Source organism: Tardiphaga sp. GW822-FHT04G09, from assembly GCF_058800725.1.
In genome coordinates this window covers 43494-67006 of the sequence record NZ_JBXAMO010000027.1, presented here as the reverse complement: position 1 = coordinate 67006, position 23513 = coordinate 43494, and the positions used below count along the sequence as shown (strand labels likewise).

Annotated in this window: 24 protein-coding genes; 15 read left to right on the top strand and 9 right to left on the bottom strand. The window is 60.2% G+C overall.

The features are described 5' to 3' along the window. Positions 1-429: 429 nt before the first annotated feature. A complete protein-coding gene (locus AC1RLZ_RS28505; RefSeq protein WP_493191391.1) occupies positions 430-1866 on the bottom strand; it encodes an aldehyde dehydrogenase family protein in 1437 nt (478 codons plus the stop codon). Between the two features lie 91 nt (positions 1867-1957). Next, entirely contained in the window at positions 1958-2107 is a 150-nt protein-coding gene (locus AC1RLZ_RS28500) for an FCD domain-containing protein (RefSeq protein ID WP_493191385.1), read from the bottom strand. Between AC1RLZ_RS28500 and AC1RLZ_RS28495 the strand changes: the two genes are divergently transcribed. The 4 genes from AC1RLZ_RS28495 (at position 2087) to AC1RLZ_RS28480 (ending at position 6517) form a co-directional block, all read left to right on the top strand. Continuing rightward, positions 2087-2857 carry an NAD-binding protein gene (locus tag AC1RLZ_RS28495; protein ID WP_493191384.1) on the top strand — a complete coding sequence of 257 codons (771 nt, stop codon included), beginning with the start codon at positions 2087-2089 and terminating at the stop codon, positions 2855-2857. The two genes, AC1RLZ_RS28500 and AC1RLZ_RS28495, sit on opposite strands and share 21 nt — an antisense overlap. A gap of 10 nt (positions 2858-2867) precedes the next feature. After that, on the top strand, positions 2868-3851 hold the full coding sequence (locus AC1RLZ_RS28490) for a quinone oxidoreductase family protein (protein WP_493191383.1): 984 nt from the start codon (positions 2868-2870) through the stop codon (positions 3849-3851). Between the two features lie 53 nt (positions 3852-3904). Further along, positions 3905-5428, top strand: coding sequence for an AMP-binding protein (locus AC1RLZ_RS28485; protein ID WP_493191390.1), 1524 nt, complete (start codon positions 3905-3907; stop codon positions 5426-5428). A gap of 168 nt (positions 5429-5596) precedes the next feature. Next, positions 5597-6517: an NADPH:quinone oxidoreductase family protein gene (locus AC1RLZ_RS28480; RefSeq protein WP_493191382.1), complete on the top strand. Its 921-nt coding sequence runs from the start codon at positions 5597-5599 to the stop codon at positions 6515-6517. A gap of 204 nt (positions 6518-6721) precedes the next feature. Here the strand turns inward: AC1RLZ_RS28480 and AC1RLZ_RS28475 are convergent, their stop codons facing one another. The 4 genes from AC1RLZ_RS28475 to AC1RLZ_RS28460 form a co-directional block, all read right to left on the bottom strand. After that, positions 6722-7297: an MFS transporter gene (locus AC1RLZ_RS28475; RefSeq protein WP_493191381.1), complete on the bottom strand. Its 576-nt coding sequence runs from the start codon at positions 7295-7297 to the stop codon at positions 6722-6724. A 7-nt stretch (positions 7298-7304) separates the two neighbouring features. Beyond that, positions 7305-8006 (bottom strand): hypothetical protein, encoded by a 702-nt coding sequence (locus tag AC1RLZ_RS28470; protein WP_493191380.1) that lies wholly within the window; start codon positions 8004-8006, stop codon positions 7305-7307. A gap of 129 nt (positions 8007-8135) precedes the next feature. Continuing rightward, positions 8136-8273: a hypothetical protein gene (locus AC1RLZ_RS28465; protein WP_493191379.1), complete on the bottom strand. Its 138-nt coding sequence runs from the start codon at positions 8271-8273 to the stop codon at positions 8136-8138. A gap of 171 nt (positions 8274-8444) precedes the next feature. After that, a complete protein-coding gene (locus AC1RLZ_RS28460) occupies positions 8445-9203 on the bottom strand; it encodes a sulfite exporter TauE/SafE family protein (protein WP_493191378.1) in 759 nt (252 codons plus the stop codon). 174 nt (positions 9204-9377) lie between these two features. Here AC1RLZ_RS28460 and AC1RLZ_RS28455 point away from each other — a divergent pair, with 174 nt between their 5' ends. The 3 genes from AC1RLZ_RS28455 (at position 9378) to AC1RLZ_RS28445 (ending at position 11551) form a co-directional block, all read left to right on the top strand. Continuing rightward, positions 9378-10721 (top strand): aminotransferase-like domain-containing protein, encoded by a 1344-nt coding sequence (locus AC1RLZ_RS28455; protein WP_493191377.1) that lies wholly within the window; start codon positions 9378-9380, stop codon positions 10719-10721. 254 nt (positions 10722-10975) lie between these two features. Further along, positions 10976-11164, top strand: a complete 189-nt coding sequence (locus AC1RLZ_RS28450; RefSeq protein ID WP_493191376.1) for a hypothetical protein — start codon at positions 10976-10978, stop codon at positions 11162-11164. Positions 11165-11224: 60 nt separating this feature from the next. After that, positions 11225-11551 carry a hypothetical protein gene (locus AC1RLZ_RS28445; protein WP_493191375.1) on the top strand — a complete coding sequence of 109 codons (327 nt, stop codon included), beginning with the start codon at positions 11225-11227 and terminating at the stop codon, positions 11549-11551. Positions 11552-12041: 490 nt separating this feature from the next. Here the strand turns inward: AC1RLZ_RS28445 and AC1RLZ_RS28440 are convergent, their stop codons facing one another. Continuing rightward, positions 12042-12971 carry a LysR family transcriptional regulator gene (locus tag AC1RLZ_RS28440; RefSeq protein ID WP_493191389.1) on the bottom strand — a complete coding sequence of 310 codons (930 nt, stop codon included), beginning with the start codon at positions 12969-12971 and terminating at the stop codon, positions 12042-12044. 270 nt (positions 12972-13241) lie between these two features. Then, positions 13242-13415: a hypothetical protein gene (locus AC1RLZ_RS28435; RefSeq protein ID WP_493191374.1), complete on the bottom strand. Its 174-nt coding sequence runs from the start codon at positions 13413-13415 to the stop codon at positions 13242-13244. 113 nt (positions 13416-13528) lie between these two features. On the opposite strand from AC1RLZ_RS28435, the gene AC1RLZ_RS28430 reads away from it, so the two are divergent. The 8 genes from AC1RLZ_RS28430 to AC1RLZ_RS28395 all read left to right on the top strand — a co-directional run bounded on the left by AC1RLZ_RS28430 (position 13529) and on the right by AC1RLZ_RS28395 (position 20637). Then, positions 13529-14347, top strand: coding sequence for an SDR family NAD(P)-dependent oxidoreductase (locus AC1RLZ_RS28430; RefSeq protein ID WP_493191373.1), 819 nt, complete (start codon positions 13529-13531; stop codon positions 14345-14347). 116 nt (positions 14348-14463) lie between these two features. Continuing rightward, positions 14464-15726 (top strand): epoxide hydrolase family protein, encoded by a 1263-nt coding sequence (locus tag AC1RLZ_RS28425; protein ID WP_493191388.1) that lies wholly within the window; start codon positions 14464-14466, stop codon positions 15724-15726. A 5-nt stretch (positions 15727-15731) separates the two neighbouring features. Beyond that, on the top strand, positions 15732-17834 hold the full coding sequence (locus AC1RLZ_RS28420) for an FUSC family protein (protein WP_493191372.1): 2103 nt from the start codon (positions 15732-15734) through the stop codon (positions 17832-17834). Continuing rightward, a complete protein-coding gene (locus AC1RLZ_RS28415; RefSeq protein WP_493191371.1) occupies positions 17831-18040 on the top strand; it encodes a DUF1656 domain-containing protein in 210 nt (69 codons plus the stop codon). Before AC1RLZ_RS28420 ends, AC1RLZ_RS28415 begins: the two co-directional genes overlap by 4 nt. Next, entirely contained in the window at positions 18037-18480 is a 444-nt protein-coding gene (locus AC1RLZ_RS28410; protein WP_493191370.1) for a DUF983 domain-containing protein, read from the top strand. Before AC1RLZ_RS28415 ends, AC1RLZ_RS28410 begins: the two co-directional genes overlap by 4 nt. Next, complete coding sequence (locus AC1RLZ_RS28405; protein WP_493191369.1) at positions 18477-19436, top strand: efflux RND transporter periplasmic adaptor subunit; 960 nt, start codon at positions 18477-18479, stop codon at positions 19434-19436. Before AC1RLZ_RS28410 ends, AC1RLZ_RS28405 begins: the two co-directional genes overlap by 4 nt. 155 nt (positions 19437-19591) lie before the next feature. After that, positions 19592-19942, top strand: a complete 351-nt coding sequence (locus AC1RLZ_RS28400; RefSeq protein WP_493191368.1) for a transposase — start codon at positions 19592-19594, stop codon at positions 19940-19942. Continuing rightward, positions 19891-20637, top strand: coding sequence for an IS3 family transposase (locus AC1RLZ_RS28395; protein ID WP_493191387.1), 747 nt, complete (start codon positions 19891-19893; stop codon positions 20635-20637). Before AC1RLZ_RS28400 ends, AC1RLZ_RS28395 begins: the two co-directional genes overlap by 52 nt. Before the next feature lie 895 nt (positions 20638-21532). On the opposite strand, the gene AC1RLZ_RS28390 is transcribed toward AC1RLZ_RS28395, so the two are convergent. Continuing rightward, positions 21533-23422, bottom strand: coding sequence for a feruloyl-CoA synthase (locus AC1RLZ_RS28390; protein WP_493191367.1), 1890 nt, complete (start codon positions 23420-23422; stop codon positions 21533-21535). Positions 23423-23513: the final 91 nt, after the last annotated feature.

Genomic DNA, 23513 nt, shown 5'->3' with positions numbered 1-23513 from the left:
CATCGGCGCCCCCGCCGGCATGAGCATAATCCCGGAAAATTCCAGCGCTGGCTGGCCTAGTTTTGGGGAGCACTTCAAATGATCAAAGGATTCTTCCCATCGCTGGATGAAGCTTGGGGCTCAGGTCAACCCTAAACCCCGACAGTGTAGATAAAACAAATGCTCCGTATCCCCAGTCCCTAGCTCAAGTGTGGAATCTCAAAAATGGCAATTCCACACTGCTTTATTCGTTGAAGCTTTCGCCTCCTGAAATCGCAGTTTTCAATTGATCAGTTGACCATCGGACGCGTTCGGCGATGAACTCGGCGAATGGCCGGACGTCCATCGCGACGCTTGCCGTCTCAAGGCATTGCAGATAGCGCGTTCGATCATCGACGTGAACAACCGTCCACGGATAGCCGCCTGATCCTCGCTACCTTCCGCCGTACATCACCGCGTCAGATTGATCGTTACGTTCTTCGTTTGCGTAAAGCTATCGAGCATCGCCGCGAGGGAGAATTCGCGACCGAGGCCGCTCTGCTTGTAGCCGCCGTATGAGTGTCCAGGAAGCTGGCCTCCGCCCTGGTTGATCTGCACCCAGCCGGCTTCGATGTCGCGGGCGGTACGCAGCGCCTTGCCGATATCGTGCGTCCAGACGTAGGCGGCGAGGCCGTAGTGGCTGTCGTTCGCCATTTTGATGACTTCGTCCTCGTCGTCCCAAGGAATGGCAACGAGCACCGGCCCAAAGATCTCTTCGCGAGCGAGCCGCCAGTCGTTGGTGCCCTGCGAGAAGATGGTCGGCTTGAGATAGTAACCGCCGGCGAGCGATGCGTCGTCGCCGGGCATGCCGCCAGTGAGGAGCTTTGAGCCGCTTTGCTTCATGCCGTCTTCGATATAACCGCAGACCTTCCGGAACTGGCGCTCATTGATGATCGCGCCAACGTCGCTCTCCTCGGCCAGCGGGTCGCCCACCTTTAGGTTGGTCGTGGCTTCGACCAACTTCTCGAGCACAGAATCGTAGAGTTTGCGATGGATAAAGAGGCGCGATCCTGCCGTGCAGGACTGGCTCTGCCGCGTGAACCGCATGGCGGCCACGACGCCCTCGATGACCCAGTCGTCGTCTGCATCCGGAAAGACGATCGACGGACTCTTGCCGCCGAGTTCGAGGGACACGGGAAGGATGCGTTTGGCCGCGGCCTCCATGACGATCCGGCCGACCGCCGTCGAGCCGGTGAAGGAAAGCTTCGCGACGAGCGGATGATGGAGAAGCGGAGCGCCGCATTCCACCCCGGTGCCGCTCAGCATGTTCAACGTGCCGGGCGGTAGGAACTGCGCGCAGATCTTCGCCAGCGCGAGTACGGCCAAGGGGGCGTCTTCGGCGGTCTTCATGACCATCGTGTTGCCGGCGCAGAGGGCCGGCGCGATCTTCACCGCCGCAAGAAGGAACGGGGCGTTCCAAGGAATGACGGCCGCCACAACGCCAAGCGGCTCCCGCTGGGTGAAGCTCAGGAGGTCGTGACTCAATGGCAGCGTCTCGCCTTTCAGCTCTGACGCAAGGCCGCCGAAGTAGCGGAAGATGTCGGCAGCGATCTTCACCTCCGGACGCGCTTGGGTCCGGAGCGCGTTGCCGGTCTCCTCGGCGATCTTGCGAGAGAGCCGCTCATGCTGAGCCTCGATCTCGGACGCGATTGACAGAAGCAGGCGTCCGCGCTCGCGCGGAGCTGTTTTGCGCCAGGACGAGAAGGCCGCGAGTGCGCGGTCCACTGCCAAGTCGACGTCCACGGCGGAACCGCGAGGCACCGTCGCGATGATCTGCCGACGCCCCGGATTTTCCACCGTGAGCGTCTCGCCGGACCGGGCGGGCACCCAATCTCCGCCGATCAACATCAACTGCTGCTCGACCTGTTGATTGCCAAGTGAACCGTTCATAGAAATCCTCCCAATTTATTTTTGGTTTTCGGCACGGTGCGGCGAGCGCCTACTCGGCCTGCCGTCCCATTTCGACGACGAGGTCGGCGAAGACGCGTCCGCCTATCTCGATATGATCCCGCATGATCGCGCTCGCGGCCTCTGGGTCACCTTTGGCGATCGCAGCCACAATCTGGCCGTGGTCCGTGAACGACTGCAAAAGACGTCCAGGCTTCTGAAATGGATACCGACGATAGACCCGCAGCCGCGCGCGGACAAGGGCACGATACTTATCGACTGTTCGACCATCGACATCGAGAGCTCGCGGATGGTCAACACGGCCGCAGCGGGCGCCGGGTTCGATATGGTGGATGCCCCCGTTTCTGGAGCTGTCCCTGCGGCGATCGAGGGACGCCTGACCTTCATGGTCGGAGGCACGGACACAGCCTACGCGCTCGCGCTTCCGCCGCTTCAAGCCATGGGAAAGAACTTCTTCCACGTCGGAGCAGCGGGCTGCGGACAGGCAGTCAAGATCTGCAATAACATGATGAGCGGCATGAGTATGGTCGCGATTTCGGAAGTGTTCACTCTGGCCGAACGTTTGGGGCTCGACTATCAAACGGTTTTCGACGTGGTCACCAAATCGTCCGGCAACTGCTGGGCGCTACAGCAGTATTGTCCAGTGCCGGGCCCCGTCCCTACATCGCCAGCGAACAACGAATACGTACCGGGCTTCAGCGTGGCGATGATGCTGAAGGACATGCGCCTCTCGCAGCAAGCCGCCGAGCAGGTCAAGGCGTCCACACCATTGGCCGGCGCCGCTGCGGCGATCTACCAGATGGTGGCTTCGTCCGGATATTCCGATCTCGACTTTAGCGTGGTGTTCAAACTTCTGTCGGGACGTCTATTGGAATCGGAAATAGCGTCACAAGTCGATCGGGTCGCTTCGCCAGAGCGGATCACGTCATAGGAGAGATGTCATGAAGACCAAGGCAGTCAGGGTTCACGAAGCCGGAGGACCGGAGGTTTTGCGAATCGAAGAAGTCGATCTTCCGTCGCCCGGCGAAGGCGAAGTGTTGTTGCGGCATACCGCAATCGGAGCGAACCTGATTGACATCTATCACCGCACTGCGACGACCGGCCAATATGCGATCGCAAGGCCAGCGACGCTCGGCGTCGAGGCTGCTGGGGTAGTTGAGGAGGTCGGTCCCGGCGTCAAGGACACGAAACCAGGCGACCGGGTAGCTTATTGGATGCTGCCGGGCGCCTATGTGGAGAAGCGCATCGCGCCGGCCTGGCGTCTCGTCAAGATACCGGACGATGTAACGGATGAGGCCACCGCTGCGGTCCTCCTGAAGGGCGCGACTGCATGCTACCTCCTCCACGATATCTGGAAGACTAAAAAGGGGGACAAGATCCTGGTTCACGCCGCTGCAGGCGGCGTCGGAAGATTGCTTTGCCAGTGGGCGACGCACTTGGGTGCAACGGTGATCGGCAGTGTAGGCTCCGTCGGAAAGGTTGAGGCTGCCAAGTCAGCAGGCTGCGCGCAGGTGATCGTGCTGGGAGAGCAGGACTTCTCGGCTGAGGTCAAAAAGATCACGGGTGACGTGGGCGTTGACGTCGTGTTCGATTCGGTCGGCAAGGACACCTTCGAGAGTTCTCTTAACGCTCTGCGACCTCTCGGGATGATGGTCAATTTTGGTCAGGCCAGCGGGCCTGTTCCTCCGTTCGACGTCAGCAAGCTCGCCCAGAAGGGATCGATCTTTCTCGCCAAGCCGACGCTCGCGACCTTCAGCCGCAACAGGGAAGTTGTGGTGGCATTGGCCAATGGACTTTTCAAGGGACTGCAGGAAGGGGCGATCACTCCCGAAATCGGCCTGACGCTTCCGCTGGATCGCGTCGCGGACATGCACAAGGCCATCGAGGCGAGGAAGACCACCGGCTCCAGCATCCTTGTGCCCTAGCCGTCCACCCAACATGAAGTCGCTGCGCGACAGCGCGGTGGCGAGAGCGAGTCATCATGAACAATCTCTACGACTATCTCCTGCCAAACGATCGCCGACCGGACCACGTGGTTTTGAAGACGCATGAAGGCGATCTGTGGACGCGCGGACGCATGGAGCAATTGGCCACCGAGATGGCGGGGGCTCTTCGGAAATGCGGTCTCGAGAAGGGCGGGAGATTAGCCGCGCAGGTCGATAAGTCGCCGGAAGCGATCTGTCTTTATCTCGCCTGCCTCAAGCTCGGCGCAGTCTGGGTACCGCTCAACACGTCCTACACTTCCGCTGAATCGGGACACATCATCGACGATGCTGATCCCGCTGTCATCGTCCGTAGCCCGAAGGTCGAAAGGCAAGGAATCCACAGATCCGAAAGAACCGAGCTCACACTGGATACCGACGGATCCGGTTCACTGATGACGTCCGCCGCGGAGTCGTCCGCCGTCTCCGATACGGAGGGCGTCGATCTCGAAGATCTCGCGGCGATCCTGTACACGTCCGGTACGACCGGCAAACCGAAAGGAGCGATGCTCACGCACGCGAACCTTCGCTACTCCACCAAGGCTATCGGCGAGGCCTGGAAGATCGACGAACACGATGTTCTCCTACACGCTCTCCCGATCTTCCACGCGCATGGGCTCTTTATCGCGATAAATCCTGTGATCAGGGCCGGGGGTACGATCAAGCTGCTTCCTAAATTCGATGCTGATCATGTGATCAACGGCTTGAAGGATGCCACCGTCTTCATGGGGGTACCAACCTTCTACAGCCGCCTACTCTCCGATCCGCGACTTGACCGGAACGTCTGCTCCCACGTCCGCTTGTTCACCAGCGGCTCCGCACCGCTTTCGGCGGCCACGTTCACAGAATTCTCCGAGCGGACCGGTCACAATATCCTTGAGCGATACGGAATGACCGAAACGACGATCATCGCTTCCAACCCGCTAGAAGGTGCGCGCGTTCCGGGATCTGTCGGATACGCGCTGACAGGCATTCGGACTTCGGTCAGGACCGCAAACGGCGAGCCGGTGCCGCAAGGCGAAATCGGCGAGTTGGTTGTTTCCGGACCGAATGTCTTCAAGGGCTACTGGAAGATGCCGGAGCTCACCGTCGCCGAATTCACTGCCGATAATTTCTTCAAAACCGGCGATCTCGCGAGGGCGGATGTTGATGGTCGGATCTGGATCGTAGGACGCAACAAGGATCTCATCATTTCGGGCGGCTACAACGTTTATCCGCAGGAGGTCGAGTCGGCCCTGAACAAGATACCCGGGGTGCGCGACAGCGCCGTCGTCGGTGTCCCCCATCCGGATTTTGGTGAAGGTGTCATCGCTGTCGTGGAGCAGGAGCCTGGCATCGCGAAACTGGAGCTTTCCAGCGTGTTGCCGCTCCTGAGCGGTCAATTGGCGAAATACAAGTTGCCCAAGTTCATCATATCGACTGATCAACTACCTCGAAATGCGCTGGGAAAGGTGCAGAAGAACGAGCTTCGTCGCCAATATCAAAGCATGTTCTACCCACTCGACCGCCATGTGATCTGATAAAGTGAGGGAACGAGCCCGTGCACGTGGGCTGATCTCCGCCGGCTACACTGCGAATGCGGGTCTGTGACGCGCGTTCAATTAAGCGTTTACTTGCAAACGGGAGGTGAAATGCGAGCGGTCCTAGTTGATCGATTCACTCAAGTTGAGTCCCTCAAGATTGTCGACGTGCCAGATGCCGATATCGCTTCGGGCCAGGTCCTCATCGATCTGAAAGCCGCCGGGATCGGATTTGTCGATCGCCTGAAGATCGCCGGTCTGTATCAAACCAAGGATTCGTTGCCCTTCGTGCCCGGGATGGAGTTTTCCGGAGTGGTCTGCCGTTCAGGCGAAGGTACTGCGAAGGTCAAAAATGGCGATCGTGTCTTCGGAACGGTGAAGAACGGAGCGCTGGCCGAAAGGCTCGCGGTCTCCGTGGACGATCTTGATCTCATGCCGCCCGGCCTCTCATTCGCTCAAGCTGCGGCGGTTCCGGTCAACTATCTGACGGCCATGTACGGCCTCCGCGAATTAGCGGGATTGTCGGCAGGGCACAATCTTCTGGTACTGGGGGCCGCGGGCGGTGTCGGCACGGCGGCGATCAAAGTCGCAAAGATGCTCGGCGCGACCGTATTCGCTGCCGCTTCGACCGCAGACAAGCGAGCGTTCGCCGAAGCCGAGGGCGCGGACGCCACGGTTGATTATACAAACAGCGGTTGGCGAGAAGAATTGAAGCGGCTCTCAGGCGGGGCAGCGATGGACGTGATCTTCGACGGCATCGGGGGCGACATCTCGCCGGTGGCGTTTCGAACATTGGGTTGGCGGGGCCGACATCTAGTGGTCGGCTTCGCCGCTGGAGAAATTCCGCGCCTTCCAATGAACATCGCCCTCCTCAAAGGTGCCATGCTTGTGGGTGTCGACAGTGCGCAAGTCCAACGGCGCGAACCCGAGATCTACGCCCGCATCATGGACGATCTGAGCTCCTCGCTCGGTGACGGATCGCTTGCTCCGCCGCCGGTCCAGGAGTTTCCGTTCGACGCATTCCAGGAAGCCTTCAGCGCCATCAGGGAGCGACGCGCGCGAGGCAAAGTGATAGTCACCTTCGATTGACTCGACCTCGTCCGACTTAGGGAGACGCCCGAAATGGCTCGTCACTGGTGTGTCGGCGCGCGGGGATCGGCGCTACGGGTTATCCGGTGACGGAGCACAAAGCTTTACATACCTCGGAACGCGAATCGCTGTGTCTCTTACGCAAGTGGCGAACGGCTGCTCAGACTGAGAAGGCCGTTCGCCAAAATCGTATCGCCAATCGAATCAATCCCGCGAAATGTTGGCGCCTCTGTTTTCGCGCGCGAACAGCAGACTTAGCACCATGCATACCGCCGAGATGCACACCGGGTAGCAGAGTCCCGAGTAGATGTTCCCGGTTGCCGCAACAATTGCGAAGGCCGTCGCGGGCAGAAATCCGCCGAACCAAGCAGCGCTCAGGTGGTAGGGGAACGACATCGCGGTATAGCGGATCCGCGAGGGAAACATCTCCAACAACGATGTCGTTGAAGGAGCGAACGTCATCGTTCTAAAAGTCAGGAGAACGCACAGCAGAAAGATGATTACGGGTGCGTTGATGTCGTCATACGCAGCGGCTCCAAGCGGATATTTGTTGTCGCTCAGGGCTGCCTTCAATTCGGCTTCGAAACGTACCTTCTTCGAAGCCACATCTGGTGCTGTCGTCGGATATCCCTTGATCAGCCTCTCCCCGATCTTGACCTGTGCCACCGGGGCGCCCGTGGACGTCTCCGTAGAATAGTTGAGCCCGAGCTTGGCGAGCGCATCAGTGACCACGTCGCAAGACGAGGTGAACTTCGACGTCCCGAGCAGATTGAACTGCACGGAACAATCATTGGGATCTGCGAGGATCGTTATCGGTGTAGCGGCTTGCGCGCGCTCGAGGACGGGATTCGCAAAGTGAGTGATCCCCTTGAAGATGGGGAGCCGCATCACTACCCGGTACATAGAACTGCCCGACTACGGACTCTCCTTCGCGGCCACAAGATCGTCGGAAGCGGATCTTGCTCGCGGTGTATTCGGAGACGTCGCCGCCAACCATCGCGAACAACGTATCTCGCAGCCCTTCGCCCAGAACGCCGATCTCTGACGCATGGTCGATTGGCACCGACACGGTGACTCGATGAATATCTCGGTTGCCACGGGCCTCCTCCTGGCGTACCCGGCGCAACGCATCGGCGATGATGTGATGATCAACTGGAACGAGGAGGCTGCGGACCGGTTGCCTTTCGCCTTCGCGCAAAAACATGATGACGATGGCCGACGGCAAATCCGCGTCAATGAGGTGCTTGAGCGCTGAAAGCTTGATTCGCGGGGGCGTGCCTACTTTCCCCGTCGTTTTTACCTGAATCAGAAACTTGGCGAGATCGTTCTGAGCATCCAAAGGGCGATCCGGAGTCCGCTTCGGCTCATCTTCGAGCAGAAAATCCCAACCGAGGCGGTCAACTTGGGATTTTTGAGCGCGAAATCCTTCGGGCTCGCACCGGCTCAAGACGACATTCTCGCCGATGGCGCCGATGTCCCGCTTCTCCACGAAGGATTCCCCGTGCCCACCATCCACTGCGTCTCCCGCGGCGAAACAAAGCTCTGCTTACTCTTGAAATACTTTTTGGGAGAGGAAGGCTGACAATGGCATAGCCGGGGCTGTTTGCGTCTCGCAATATTAATGAACCTGTTGCGGGATCATCCAAACTGAGACGATTTGCCAGACGCCGTCTCCTGAGTTGCGTTGGTATGCGACAAGGTCATCGCCGTTGTCGCGCATCAGTGTGTGGCGATAAGAGTTGATCCGTTTCGTCATTGAATTTCTCCTTATGGCTTGGTGTACTGACTTCGTAAGGCGCCCTTGTCGGATAAGGTGGGGAGGAAACGCCGCCTCGCCACCTCATGAATTTTGGAAGCAACCCTTCCGAAGTCTGAAAGGCCCCCAAGCGTCAAATCGACGCATCGTGGCAGCCAAGGTCCCGCTCACTCAAGCGAGATAGCCGGAAACGCCGTCCCACAATAACTTCAATGCCGTTACGACCAGCAAGCCGTAGCAGACCCGATAAATCTGACGTTGGTCCAGCGCGCCGTGAAACCGCCAGCCTAGCCACACGCCGGCGGGAATGGCGAACAGGCAAAATGCCATCAAGGTCCAGACGTCGGTGGCTGGTTTCACCAGCAGCAGCCAAGGGACCGCCTTCGTCGCGTTGCCGACGGTGAAGAACATGCTAGTCGTTCCCGCATAGACGTCCTTGCTGAGGCCGAGGGGCAGCAGATACATCGCAAGCGGCGGTCCGCCCGAGTGCGCCACCATGGTGGTGATTCCCGAGGAGAGACCAGCGGTGATCGCCTTGGGCGTCGAGCGCGGACGGATCGTCGCCTCAGCGCCTGCAACAAGCCACAGGCCGACAAAGATCAGGGTGGTCGCCGCCATCACAATTGAGATGGCGCGATGATCGAGGAAGCGGAACAAGAGATAGCCGAAGCCGATGCCGACCACGAGCCCCGGCAGGAGCCGCACAAGGTCCGGCTTCGACCACGTCGAGGGCTTCCAGTACAACAGCGCGAACAGATCCATCGCGATGAACAAGGGCGCGAGCAGACCGCCGGCCGTGACCGGGTCCATCACGATCGACAACAACGGAATGCCGACAATGGAGAAGCCGCCACCGAAAGCTCCCTTCATGAAGCAGATGAGGAAGACCCCGGCAAAGGCGACCACGATCGTGGTGACTGTCAGTTCCATGGGAGACCTCCATTGGTCGCTCCGGGCAATGCGACGCCGTCGGCGCAATCGCTCATCGAGCCGCCGCTTGCTGATTGAGGAAGTTTTCGCATCCCTCGGTACAATCTGGTTGATACGCTATGATGATCCGATACAATTATCGGCGCAATCGGAACATTGAACTCGGTGCAATATATGTCGAAGTCCGAATACCTGAAGCTCGCTGATGCAATTGCCTCTGAAATAGCTGACGGCACCTTCAAGCCGGGCGATCGCCTGCCCCCTCAGCGCAATTTCGCTTACGACCGTAAGATCGCCGTCTCGACAGCGGGCCGCGTCTACGCCGAGCTATTGCGCCGCGGGCTGGTCGTCGGCGAAATAGGTAGGGGCACTTTTATCTCGGGCGATGCCAAGCGCGGCGTGGCAGCGCTAGGCGAGCCGCGCGGTATCCGGGTCGACCTCGAGTTCAATTATCCGATGCTTCCTGATCAGACCGCGTTGATCGCAAAAAGCCTGAATGGCCTGGACAAACTTACGGCGCTCGATGCCGCCCTGAGGCAGGGGACCAGCGTCGGAACACCGGCGGTCCGAAGCGTCGCGGCTGCATATCTGTCGCAGGGCACCTGGTCGCCCTCCACCGAACAACTCGTATTTACCGGCAACGGACGGCAGAGCATCGCTGCCGCACTTGCCGCAGTCGTACCCACGGGGGGCCGCTGCGGCGTCGAGGCTTTGACCTACCCCTTCATCAAGGGCATCGCCGCCCGGCTGGGTATTTTGCTGGTGCCTCTGGCAATGGACGAAGGCGGCGTACGACCTGACGCGGTGCAAAAAGCCCACCGTGAGGCCCATCTCTCGGCCATCTACATTCAGCCGGCGATCCACAATCCGCTGGGTATGACGATGACCTCGGCACGCCGGGCCGATCTCCTGCGCGTGGTCGAAAAGCTCAACCTTCCGATCATCGAGGACAACGTCTACGGCTTCCTCGACAGTGAGCCGCCGCTTGCCGCGCTGGCGCCGGAGACCTGCATCGTCATCGACAGCCTTTCCAAGAAGGTCGCACCGGGGCTGACGCTGGGCTTCATCGTGCCGCCGCAGCGACTGCGCGAAGCCGTGATGGCCTCGGTACGTTCGGGCGGGTGGACTGCATCGGGATTTGCGTTTGCGGCTGCGCAGCGGATGATGGGCGACGGCACCATTGCGGAGCTGACAAGACTGAAGCGTCTCGATGCGCGGGCGCGTCAGAAACTAGCGGTTGATCGCCTTTCGGGCTTCGAAATCCAGACTAACGGAAAATGCTATCATCTGTGGTTGACGTTGCCGGCGCACTGGCGCTCGCAGACCTTCGTCACTGCCGCAGCGAGGCGCGACATCGCGTTGACGCCCTCGACGACTTTCGCCGTCACGCCCGGCCACGCGCCGAACGCCGTGAGGCTGGCGCTGGCGGCTCCGACCATGGACCAACTCGATAGCGGACTGCGCACATTGGCCGCAATGCTGAACGCTAGGGAAGAGGATTTCGATGCGACCGAATGAGCGTCGCTGTCGCAATGCTGCTCCATATCCAGGGCTGGTGAGCATAGCCGGCTGACCGATGCAAGGTCCTGCTTTCTGGCGGATCTTATCGCGACGAACGCCCCCGCTGTTTCAGCTTGGCGGAAACCTCGGCCTGGGCTTTCCACAATTTGGAAGGGCTCCTTCCGCCATGCGCGCCTGTTGACGCATGGTCCTCGCCCCATCTTCTGGTCGAGACGCCGCCTGAGCGCGGCACATTACACCAGGAGGCGAAGATGGGTGAAGTTATCCGGTTCATTTCGAAGGCCGAGCGCGACCGGCTCCGCCTGATCCGAGAAGCTCGTGCGAGCTACGACGGCGTTTTCCCGCCGTCTGAATCGATCAGTGAGGAGGGAGGCAAGGCGCCAATAATTCGTGGTGCTAACGGCCCCAATACTCAGCACCCCAACAACATTCTGTCGTGATTACCAGCGCCGCCATGCTCGGCGACCGCTACACGTTTGTCGCAACCAAAGGAGAGCGCCATGTCAATCCGCAACATGCTTATCGCAACCGCATTCGCTTTTGCTTCTCTGACCACCGCGCATGCTGATGGCCTGCGTCCGATTGAGGCCAAGAGTATCGACCTTGGAGATGTATCGGGCGTCGCTTACTACACAGCCGAGCGTGATGGGTTTCATGTCGTCACAACCCTCGCGCAAGGTGAGGCCGGAACGTCGATCCGCGTCGTGTCGGTTCTTGCACCGGGCCAGCGTGTGGTTCTCTCAACGGCCAACCAGGCGAGCAGGCTGGAAATCAGCCGGCAAGGTGACAGCGTCCTCGTCCGAATGGCCAAAGCGGCCTTGGACTGAACCTTGGTCAATCAGTGCAGCTACGGAATAAGGAAGCCACGCATGTCGAAGATCCGCCTCCATCGAACGACCACTTTGACGCCCCAGCAGTACATTGCCGGACTCATCGACTTCAGGCCTGGACGCTCGAAGCTCTTCGGTAATAGCGCCGACGAGTATCTCGAGATGCATCACAGCGGCGCGTCGCACGCCGACGTCACCGAAGGTTCATCCGGTACTTGGGAACGTTTACACTACGATTGGTCCGATCCCAACCACGTTGTACTCACGACGACCGACTCTAATGTATGGGGAGGCGCATCAGGTCACACGTACACTTTCACGCGCCGTCCCGACGGCACTACCGACATTGACGTCGTCGTGGTGCGCGATGGCAAGAATTTCAAGGGTCGGTTACTCGGCTTGGTACTAGGCACCGTCGGCCGGCGCGTGTTGGAGAGCGCGTTTGAAAAATCGATAAAAGCAATCGAGGCCCGAAACAGTTCTACGGTCAAGCGCGTTCAGCCAGGCGACCAGGCGTCTTTAGTTCCGCGAGAACCCGCTTTAGCCGTGGCGCCGCGAAATCGAGAAAGGCGCGCACCTTGATCGGCAAAAACCGATCGGCTGTGTACACCAGATTGACCGGCAGTGTGGGCGGTTGGAACTCATCCAGCAGAGTTATCAATGACCCGCACCTCAGTGCCGCGTGGAAGTGGTGCGAGAGGGCGATTGTAATTCCGATGCCCGCACACGCCGCGTCACAGGCGGCCTCGGCGTTACTAACAACGAGCCGAGGATGCACGGGCACAGCGACGGGCGTCTTGCCGACCACCAATGTCCAAACATCGGGCGATGCAAGAGCCGGATAGCTGATGCAGTCGTGGCCGGCCAGATCATCTGGCGTGCGTGGTGTTCCGCGAGCCGCGAGGTAAGCGGGACTGGCGCAGACCACAGGCCGTGTCGTTCCCACCCTCACCGCTATCAGGCTGCTGTCCGGCAGCGTGCCGATGCGTAAGCCAACATCAACCTGCTCTTGAAATAGGCTCAGCACAACATCAGTCAGGATCAAATTGGTTTTGATATCAGGGTAGATTTTGAAAAAGTCCGCCAGGATGGGGATGAGGTGAGTCCGCCCAAGGCTAACCGGTGCCGTCACCGTCAGCTCGCCGGTTGGCGCGGTATACTCGCCGGACGCCATACGCTCGGCCTCGGTTACGTCCGCGAGGATGCGTTTGCAGGCTGACAGATAAGAGCTACCTGCATCCGTGAGGGCCAGCTGGCGGCTCGACCGGTTGAACAGCTTGATCCGCAGATGCGACTCAAGCTCTGAAACCTTGCGGCTGACTGTTGTGAGCGGCGTCCTCATTTGACGCGCCGCAGCCGACAGGCTGCCGGCCTCCACTACAGCCAAGAAGGTCGACATCGCTTCCAGCCGATCCATCGATCCCTCTTCCAAATCCGGAAGGAAAGAGCGGGACATTGCCACGTCGCTGCAAATTTTGGAAGATGTCCGCTTCAGAGAATTCCTACATACGCCGTTGAATTTGGGCGGCGAACGGCCTGATGGACGTCACGGGCGACGGGAATGCGCCCCGGGAGGCTGGATGAGATTGGCGATCTCTCGATCCCGTGGATTTTTACTTGCTGCAAGCGCGGCTATCACGCCGACACGGTCACCCTCAGGACGGTTTTGACCCATCTTGCGCTTGCCTCAAAACCGCGCGACCGGGATCTGCACCCAGACGATACTTCGCAGTTGCGCGGCGATGAAATCGGCCGGGGTGTCAGCAACGACGGTTGCGAACGACGTTTTGTGCGCGGCGGCGTGCTGGCCGTCAGTCTCAGTAACCGCCGGCATCATCGACATCGCTTCGAAACGATCCATGTCTGTTTCCGTTTTTTGGAAGGATACATCTCGGGTTTGTCAGATACCGAACAGCTGAGGAGAGCCTATCTCCAGGACCGACAAGGTAGTCGATCAACGCACAGGAGACGGACATGGATACGACTGAGACCAAGGGCATTGCGCTCATTACCGGTGCATCGAGTGGTATCGGGGCGGTCTACGCCGACCGGCTGGCGAAGCGCGGCCATGACCTCATTTTGGTCGCCCGCAATATGGATAGGCTTGCATCACTGGCGCGTGATCTCACGAGAGATACCGGCCGGAATGTGCAGACAGTCCAAGCTGATCTCACCTCTTCGGCGGACCTGCGGCGCGTAGAGGACATTCTGCGGACCAATGCCGGGATTTCCATGTTGGTCAATAACGCCGGCCTCGGTGCCGTTAAGCCGCTGCTTGCCTCCGATGTAGACAAGATGGAAAAAATGATCCGCCTGAATGTCACTGCGCCGACTCGCCTGACCTATGCGGCGGTCCCGGGATTTGCGAGCCGCGGCGGCGGTACGATCATCAATATCTCCTCGATCGTCGCGATCGCACCGGAGCGATTGAACGGCATCTACGGGGGCACCAAGGCATTCGTGCTGGCGCTTACTCATTCTCTCGTTCACGAACTCGCTGACAAGGGCATTCGCGCTCAAGCGGTCCTTCCCGGCGCTACGGCGACTGAATTTTGGGATATTTCCGGCAAACCGATTCACCAGCTGCCCGCGGAGATCGTGATGTCAGCTGACGACATGGTTGACGCCGCCCTGGCGGGCTTCGATCTCGGCGAGACCGTGACTATTCCCTCACTTCCCAACCAAGCGGAATGGGATCGCTACGAGGCGGCGCGCCGTGCCATGTCGCCCAAGCTCTCCAGCGCTGTTCCAGCTCCCCGCTACCTGCACCAACATAAGCAGCTCAGTGCTTAGCCGGCGCATCCAAGATCTCCGTCAATAGTGGAACTAAAATCAAGGTGAGCATCATGAATACTACCATTACCGAAGTGATCGACCAGGATCGTCGCGGGCTTTTGGGGATAGCTGCGATGGGTATCGTAGTCGCCGGTGCCGCAAGTTTGCTGCCTTCGCCCTTGGCCGCCGCGCCCACCAGTGACGCAATCCGTCCGTTCCGCGTCGATATACCAGAAGAGCAGCTTGCCGATCTGCGACGACGCGTGTTGTCGACGCGATGGCCGGATCGGGAGACAGTCAGCGACGCCTCACAAGGCGTTCAGCTTGCGACTACAGAAAAGCTCGCGCGCTATTGGGCAACCGAATATGACTGGCGCAAGGTCGAGGCGCGGATCAACGCCCTGCCACAGTTTGTCACCGAGATCGACGGCCTTGATATTCATTTCATTCACGTTCGCTCGAAGCATCACGACGCGCTGCCGCTTGTCATCTCGCATGGCTGGCCGGGCTCGATCATCGAGCAGTTGAAGATCATCGAACCGCTGACTAATCCCACCGCTCATGGCGGTAGCGCCTCCGACGCCTTCCACGTCGTGATTCCGTCGTTGCCCGGCCATGGCTTCTCGGGCAAGCCGAAGGTGCCGGGCTGGACTCCCGTCACCATCGCCCGTGCTTGGGCGACGCTGATGCAGCGCCTCGGTTACGCGAAGTATGTCGCACAGGGCGGCGACTGGGGGAACGCTGTGTCGGAGGTGATGGCCCTGCAACGGCCAGCAGGACTGCTTGGCATCCACACCAATATGGCAGCCACGGTTCCGGCTGATGTCTCAAAGGCGCTTGCGTATCACGAGGCGCCGCCCACCGATCTCACCACGGAGGAACGCAAAGCGTGGGATCAACTGGCCGATTTCTACGGAAAAGGGCTTGCATACGCCCTGGAGATGTCAAACCGCCCGCAAACCCTGTACGGCATCGCGGATTCGCCGGTTGGGCTCGCCGCGTGGATGATCGATCACGATATCCGCAGCTACAAGCTCATCGCGCGTGTCTTCGACGGAGAAACCGAGGGGCTCACGCGTGATGACATCCTCGACAACGTCACGCTCTACTGGCTGACGAACACCGCGGTGTCATCGGCGCGCCTTTATTGGGACACAACGCAGATCTCGACCGGTGGAGGCTTCTTCGATGTCCGGGGCGTCAAGATCCCTGTCGCGGTAAGCGCTTTTCCCGACGAGATTTATCAAGCTCCGTGGAGCTGGGCAGAGCGCGCCTATCCGAACCTGATCCACTACAACAAGCTCGAAAAAGGCGGCCACTTTGCGGCGTGGGAACAGCCGGGCCTCTTTGTCGCAGAAATGCGGGCGGCCTTCCGCACGCTTCGAAACGCCTCTTAGAGTTTATGGCCGTGCACGAAATGCGCGCACCTCCACTTTTTTTCGGCTACGCCATGAAACAGATACCATCATTCTTGTCTCGACACACCGCTTCAATCTTTGCGCTGAGGACGTTTGCAGCAGCCATGCTGGCGTTCTCAATTGCGCTCTGGCTAGATATGCCGCGTCCCTACTGGGCGATGGCGTCGGTCTACATCACCTCCAATCCGTTGACCGGGGCAACACGATCGAAGGCGCTCTATCGCGTGTCGGGAACGCTGATCGGCGCAACGGGAACGATTGTGTTAGTCCCCAATCTCGTCGATGCCCCCGAATTGTTGAGCCTCGCCATCGCGCTGTGGGTCGGCGTTTGTCTATATTTTTCGCTTATTGATGGCACCCCGCGTAGCTACGTGTTCTTATTATCCGGCTACACCGTGGCCCTGCTCGGTTTTCCCATCCTTTCGGCACCCGAATTGACGTTCGACATCGTCTCCTCGCGCGTGCAGGAAATACTGCTTGGTATCGTCGTTGCGAGCGTCGCCTCGACACTGGTGATGCCACGGAGCGTCGCGTCCGCAATTGCAGCCAAAGCGGACGCCTGGCTTGCCGAAGCCCGCCGACTTGGGTTGGATGTCGTGACCGGCAGCGGCAGCGGACAAGAGCGTGACAACGAACGCATGCGGCTTGCCGCGGCGGCCACCGAGATCGACCAGCTCAGCCGGCATCTCGACTATGAGGCCGCTACTTCCGCTAACATGGTGCGAGGGCTGCGGCGGTTGCGGCAGCACATGCTGGCGCTGCTCCCATTGCTGGGATCGATCGAGGACCTCAGAATCGCGCTCGACTCGGACGAAGAGGGCTCGGCACGCATTGCCGTAATCTGCGCAAGGATCGCGCGATGGCTCGAAGCGGGCGGTCGTGATGGTGAGGAGGCCGACGCGTTGCTCGCGGCGCTGGACGAAATCCGACCGACGCTGGATGCCGATGCCGGCTGGGTCGACCTCACGGTCGCCGGCCTCGCACTCCGGCTTCGCGATCTTGTGGATGTCGTGCAGGATTGCTGGCTGCTGCGCGAGGCAATCGCCGATGGCCGCAGCCCGGACCAGCTCAAACTCGCGTTCAAATCCGGCACGCTGACGGTCGCCGTCCCGCACCGCGATCATGGGCTTGCGGTTTGGGCCGGCGTGGCGACGGCGCTTTCGGTCATTGCCTGCTGTGCATTTTGGATCTTGACTGGCTGGGCCGATGGCGCATCCGCCGCACTGTTCGCCGCTCTGGCCGGATCGTTTCTCTCCAGCCTGGACGATCCCCGCCCGGCATTCCGCACCTTCTGCGTGGTGATTCTCGCCGTTGTCGCGATCACCGGAATCTACACTTTCGGTGTGTTGCCGCGGCTCACGACGATCGAGATGTTGATCGCCGCGCTCGCGCCGGCCTTCGTGTTGTTCGGCTGGATGGCGGCGCGGCCCGCGACCGCCCTTCTTGGTAGCTGGTTTAGCATCTTCACGTCCGTACAACTGGCGCTGCAATCGTCCTACGAGGGCAGCTTTGCTTCTTTCGCCAATGCCAGTGTTGCTCTGGTGGTCGGCGTTGCGCTCACGGCCGTCACCTGCGGCATCGTTCGTTTCCTCGGAAGCGCCTGGATCGCGAACCGATTGCTGCGAAGCAATTGGCGGACGCTCGCCGCGGTCGCCGACCGCCAGGCGCCCGGAGATCGCGCCGCGATCGCCAGTCTCATGCAGCATCGGCTGGCCCTGCTTGCCGCGCGCATTGCCGTGGTTCCCGCCGAGACGAGGCGCGACGCTGCGAATCTGCGCCAGCTTCGAACCGCGCTGAATATCATTGATCTCCGGCAGGCTGGCCTTGTCTTGTCACGCGCGTCAAACGACCCGGTCGGGACCCTTCTCGGGCATCTTGCCGCGATCGGCCGGTCTCATGTGGTTGGCCCGCTGCCGGACGAACTGCTCGGTCAGCTCGACAACACGATTGCCGCTGCCTTGCAGGAGCCGGTAGGCGCGGCACGGAATGATGCCCTTTTCGGGCTTGTCGGCATTCGCGCCGGGCTGTTTCCGCAAGAGGCGCCATATCAGCCGCACCAGGACGAGCAAAGAAGGGTGGCCGCATGAAATACCAACTCGATCTGTTTGGTGTGATCGTTCCGAGCTTTTTGCTTTGGGCCGTTGTTGCCTACGCGCTCGCGAGATCCGTGAGCAAGGCCATCACGTGGGCCGGCCTTTATCGCCATGTCTGGCATCCTGCACTGCTCGATTTCGCGATTTATGTCTGCCTGCTCACCAGCCTCGTCTTCGCTTCCAAGGAGTTTTTCTCATGAACGCCTCTGTTTCGCTTCCGAAAGCCTTATGGCGCGGATTCACGATGAAGTGCCCGAACTGCGATCAGGGCCGTCTGTTCGGCCGCTTTCTGAAAGTGGTCGACAGCTGCGAGGTTTGTGGCGAGGATTACACGCCACAACGCGCAGACGACCTTCCAGCCTATCTTGTGATCGCCGTCGTTGGTCACCTTGTCGTGCCGGCGCTGCTTGCCGTCGAGATGGCCTATTCACCCCCCGTTTGGCTTCAATTGTTGATCTGGGTACCCGTTACCGCGCTTGCCGCACTCTTTTTACTGCAGCCCGTGAAGGGAACAATTGTCGGCCTGCAATGGCAGACCGGCATGCACGACTTCGAAGCCGCCGAGCGCCGCCGGGATCAAGAAGCCCGCGACGGTGTCGCGCCCCTGCCGAACCTTGCTTCCAAGGAGTTGCTGTCATGAAAGCCTTTCTGAATTCGTTGGGTCGGCTCTCGCTGACCGGCCTCGTGGTTCTGGTCGCGCTATGGGCTGGCTACAAGCTCTGGGATTATTACATGAACGAGCCATGGACGCGCGACGGCCACGTCAGGGCCGACGTGGTTCCGGTAGCGCCCGACGTCTCCGGCTTCGTCACCGACGTGCTCGTCACGGATAACCAAAAAGTCAATCGCGGAGATGTGCTATTTCGGATCGATCGGTCGCGCTATGAGATTGCGCTCAAGCAGGCCGAGGCGTTGCTGCTTGGCAAACGCGCCATGCTCGAGGAGGCCAATGCCGACCTGAAGCGCTACAGCGCGCTGACGCCGGGCATCGTCGTCTCGACGCAGAGGATGGACCAGGTCACTGCCACCCAGGGCTCGGCTCAGGCCGCGTATGACCAGGCGGTCGCCGACCTCGGGCTCGCGAAACTCAACCTCGAACGCAGCGAAGTGCGCGCCGCCGTCAACGGTGTCGTCACCAACATGGAGCTGCGTCCGGGGACCTACCTCACGACCGGCAAGGGCGTGATGGCGCTGCTCGACTCGGACACGTTGCGTGTCGAGGGCTATTTCGAGGAGACCAAGCTGCCACGTATACATCTCGGCGAAGCTGTCAGCGTGCGGCTGCTGGGCAGTGACCACACGTTGCAAGGACGAGTGGAAAGCGTCGCGTCCGGTATCGAAGATCGTGATCGCAGCGCTGGTGCAACCCTACTTGCCAACGTCAATCCGACCTTCAATTGGGTGCGGTTGGCCCAGCGAGTTCCGGTCCGGATAGCGCTTGATCACAGTGAGCGCAGCGAACTCGTCGCCGGAGCAACGGCGACTGTCGAAGTGCTCGACTCGACGCCGCATGTCGGCGCTCAACGTCGGCCAGGCGCCCCGGAGCGGCTGGCACGCCGGGCGGTGCAGGTCGAATCCTCCCGATCAAGCGACTAAGACCGCGGTCGATAGCGCCGTTGGGAGGCGGCAATCGATTACACGTACCGAGTACGATGTTTTTATTGTACCGAACTATGGAGTGGGCCCCTCGGGGCGGACAGGTTGGCTTTCAGTAATTGACCGGACGGCCGGGCTTTCAGAGGATGAAGGCCATGGCAAAGCACCGAACCCACAGCGTCGAGTTCAAACGGCAGGTGTCGCAGGAGTATCTGGGCGGCGAGACGCTGCACGGGCTCGCGAAGCGGCACAATGTCTCCCGTAACCTGATCCGCATCTGGGTCGAAAAGTATCAGGCAGGCGCGCTCGATGAGGACGTCGCTTCAGCCGGTCTGCTTGAGACCTACGAAGCGCGCATTGCCGCACTCGAGCGCCTGGTTGGCAAGCAGGCTCTCGAACTGGAGTTTCTAAAGGGGGCTCTTCGGCCACGACCTCGGCCGAGAAGCGAAACCACATCCGCTATTGTAGGCCCCGCGGCATCAGCGTTGCCGAGGGATGCAGCCTGATGGGAATGGCCCGCTCCACTTTCTACGACGAACCGATCCGTGCGGCCGACGATACAGCCATCGTCGCGGCGATGGCTGGGATCTGCGACGAGTTCGAGCACTATGGCTGGCGCCGGGTCCAAGCCGCCCTCAGGCAGCAAGGCGTGGTCGTCAATCACAAGAAGGTCCGCCGTCTCATGCGCGAGCATGACCTCCAACCCAGAATGCGACGCCGCTTCACGACAACGACGGATAGCGACCACGACCAACCGATCTTTCCCAACCTTGCCAAAACCGTGGCGCTTGACGGACCCGACCAGCTTTGGGTCGCCGATATCACCTACGTCACCATCGTCGGTGGCTTCGTTTATGTCGCCGTCATTCTGGATGCCTGGTCCCGGCGCGTCGTTGGTTATGCCATCAGCCGCTCCATCGACGCGCGATTGGCACTCGCTGCCCTGTCCGTCGCGATCGAGAAGCGACAGCCGCCGCCTGGCTGCGTCCATCATTCCGATCGCGGATCCCAATACGCTGCCAAGATCTACCGCGACTACCTTGCCGAGCACTGCATCAAAGGATCCATGGGTCGGCGAGGAAATCCGTACGACAACGCCAAGGCCGAAAGCTTCATGAAGACGCTGAAGATTGAGGGCGTTTATCCAATGGCATTCGAGACCCTCGCCGATGTTGCCGAGAATCTTCCCAAATTCATTTGACTACGTCTACAACACCCGAAGGCTACACTCAGCTCTCGGCTATATCAGCCCCGCACAATTTGAGAAGCAACACGCCCGGCAGACGGTCAATCCAGCGGCCTGAACCTGTCCGCCCCGGGGGGCCCACTCCACACCCGACACCAAATGAATGTGAAACAGGCTCCTACGCGGGGGCAGTAAACTCGTGGCTTTGAATAATGAACCAAAATCGAGACGACTGCCTGCAAAACCCCGCCCTAGCCGGCGGGTTTTTCATTTAGGGCACATGATGCCTCGACCGGCTCGCCTGCTGACCAAGCGGCCGAGCAAATCGCAGAACTTGTCGAGAAATGCGGTAATGGCTCATCTGAGCAGTTCCCCGCGTCATACTCAGTTTGCCTGAGAAGAAACTTCATAGTTCGAGCGATCGGCGGAACAGGATTTCAAATTTTCCGATCCGTCGCATCAACGTTTCTTCGCGCGGCCCTGACAGACCAGAATGATGCAGCGCCGTGAGTCGCCGTGTGTGTCGCGTGAAATCTCACTGGGTCAGAAGAATCCCGGAGTCCGGTCTGCACCAGGAGTAGAAGTCAGTTCAACTCAACACGCCTGCGGATCGGACACGTTCCGCGAACACTCCGCATGAACCGTCTCCAGAAACAAACGAGGTCGCCTCCTGGAGGGAAAGGCGACCTCGCGGAAAGCGCGAATGCCCTCGCGGCGATCCATGTGCTCTGGGGAAGAGCCCCATATTTGATCACGCCGGGCGCCCCGGCGTATGACGACGACATGACACAGCATGTGACAGGTGATCGCATCGGCAGAGCATCTGCTTGGTCGCCCGACCAGATTCCTTCACCATCGACACGTTATTCTCTTTGATCGCAATGCATCGTCCGGATCGTGAACCTCCCCGCTAGGCATGACGTGCGTATTGCTCGGTGCTTGCGCAGATTATCAAGCGACCTGACACTCCCCTGTTCAGATCTTCCACGTCGACTGCACGGCGCGCCAAAACGGCGCGTTGGTTGACATAGCCCTTGTCGGTAATCTCGCCGCTATCGACAGATAACGGCTCTGCCAGCAAAAGCGCGCAAGTTGCATAGGTGGAAGACCCTCCACCTGCCGCCGTCAGTTTGCCGAGCCCTTTCTCGATGGACGAACGTACATTTTCACAGCCAAGCACAGCATCGATGCTCGCTGACTCCGGCAAGCCGGACACCGTGCGGCAGGCAGCCAGGTTGGGAACGAGCAGGAAGCGCACATCCTCGCCGCCGTGGCCGGCCACGACAATATCCTGAACCAGCGGCGCCAATGCGGAAATTCCTGCCACGCGCAGCGTTCCGACATTGACCCATGTGCCCGATGTCAGCTTGAAGTCCTCGGCGATGCGCCCGTCGAACAGCAGGCCCTGCTCGGGATGAGCCGGGTCCGCAAATGCAACGGCATCGCCGATCAGATAGAAACCGTCCGCGTCAAAAGCCTTCGCGGTGAGGTCCGGCGCCTTCCAGTAGCCCGGCGTTACATTGGGCCCCCGCACCCGCACCTCCAACTTGCCGTCCGAGGGCACGAGCTTGAGCTCCGTCCCGGGAATCGGCACGCCGATATTGCCTGATCTCGGCGCCTGAAAATGACAATCGGTCGCGAGTGGCGATGTTTCCGTCGATCCCCAGGCGGAGACCATCGGCAACGGGTGCCCGATTGTCTCGATGGAAAGCGTCTCCAGCGCCAACCATGTGCTCTGCGGCAGAGCCGCACCGGCATAGAAGACGAACATCACCTCGTTGAAGAATCGCTCTCGCAACTCGTCGTCCTTCCGCAGGGCGGCGACAAGCATATCGAAGCCGCGCGGCACGTTGAAATAGACCGTCGGCATGATGCTGCGCAGATTGGCAATGGACGTCGCGAACAATCCGGGCGCGGGCTTGCCGCTGTCGATGTACAGCGTTCCGCCATTGCGCAGCACCATATTGAAATTGTGGTTTCCGCCGAAGGTATGACTCCAGGGCAGCCAGTCGAGAAGAACGAGCTCGTTCTGCGGAGCTTCGAGAAACGGCCAAGTCTGTGCCTTGGCCTGCTGGCTCGAGGTCAGCATGCGCTGGGTATTGATGACCGCCTTCGGCGCACCGGTCGATCCCGACGTGAACAGAAACTTGGCGATCGTATCGGCATCAATCGCTGCAAAGGCCCGATAGATGGCTGCGCTTACCGGTGTCGTGACCACATCAGCATATGACCACTCCTCTCCGCCGATCGCGTCACCGCCGATGATGGCGGCAGAGTGAAACGGGGCGATCGCAGCGAGGGCCGGACCGAACTGATGCAGGTTCGAGACGTAGATGGCACCCGGATCGAGAAGCTGGATCGCGCCACGCAGCTTTTCGAAATCTTTCGACATCAGCGAATAGGCCGGGGAAATCGCAGCGACGGGCACACCGGCGTGCATCGCCGCCAGGGCCAAAACCGCATGCTCGATGCCGTTGTCGGACAGCACAGCGAGGGGCCGCTGCGCACTCATCTCCTGCGCGAGAATCCAGCTGCCCGCGCCGCGTACCCGCCGAAGCGTCTCGGCATAGCTCAGCGTCACCCAGGGCAAATCCGGACTGGAGCGCTCCGCCAGAAAGATCCGCTCCGGTGCCTCCTGTGCCCAATGTTCGAGCCAGTCCCCGACACAACGCGCATAGGGACGCAGCGCCGTGCCGGATCGAAGCACGATCGTTCCGTCGGCATGCGGTTCAGCGGTTACGGAGGGTGTCAGGAAGAATACGCTGTGCGTGTCAGGTCCATCGCTGCCGTTCAAGGCCATCATTTGTCTCCCCCGTAACGCGCCCGCTCTTGTTTTTATTAGGGCTATTCAATCGATCCCGCCATTTCCGGCTCGGATCGGACACAACGTC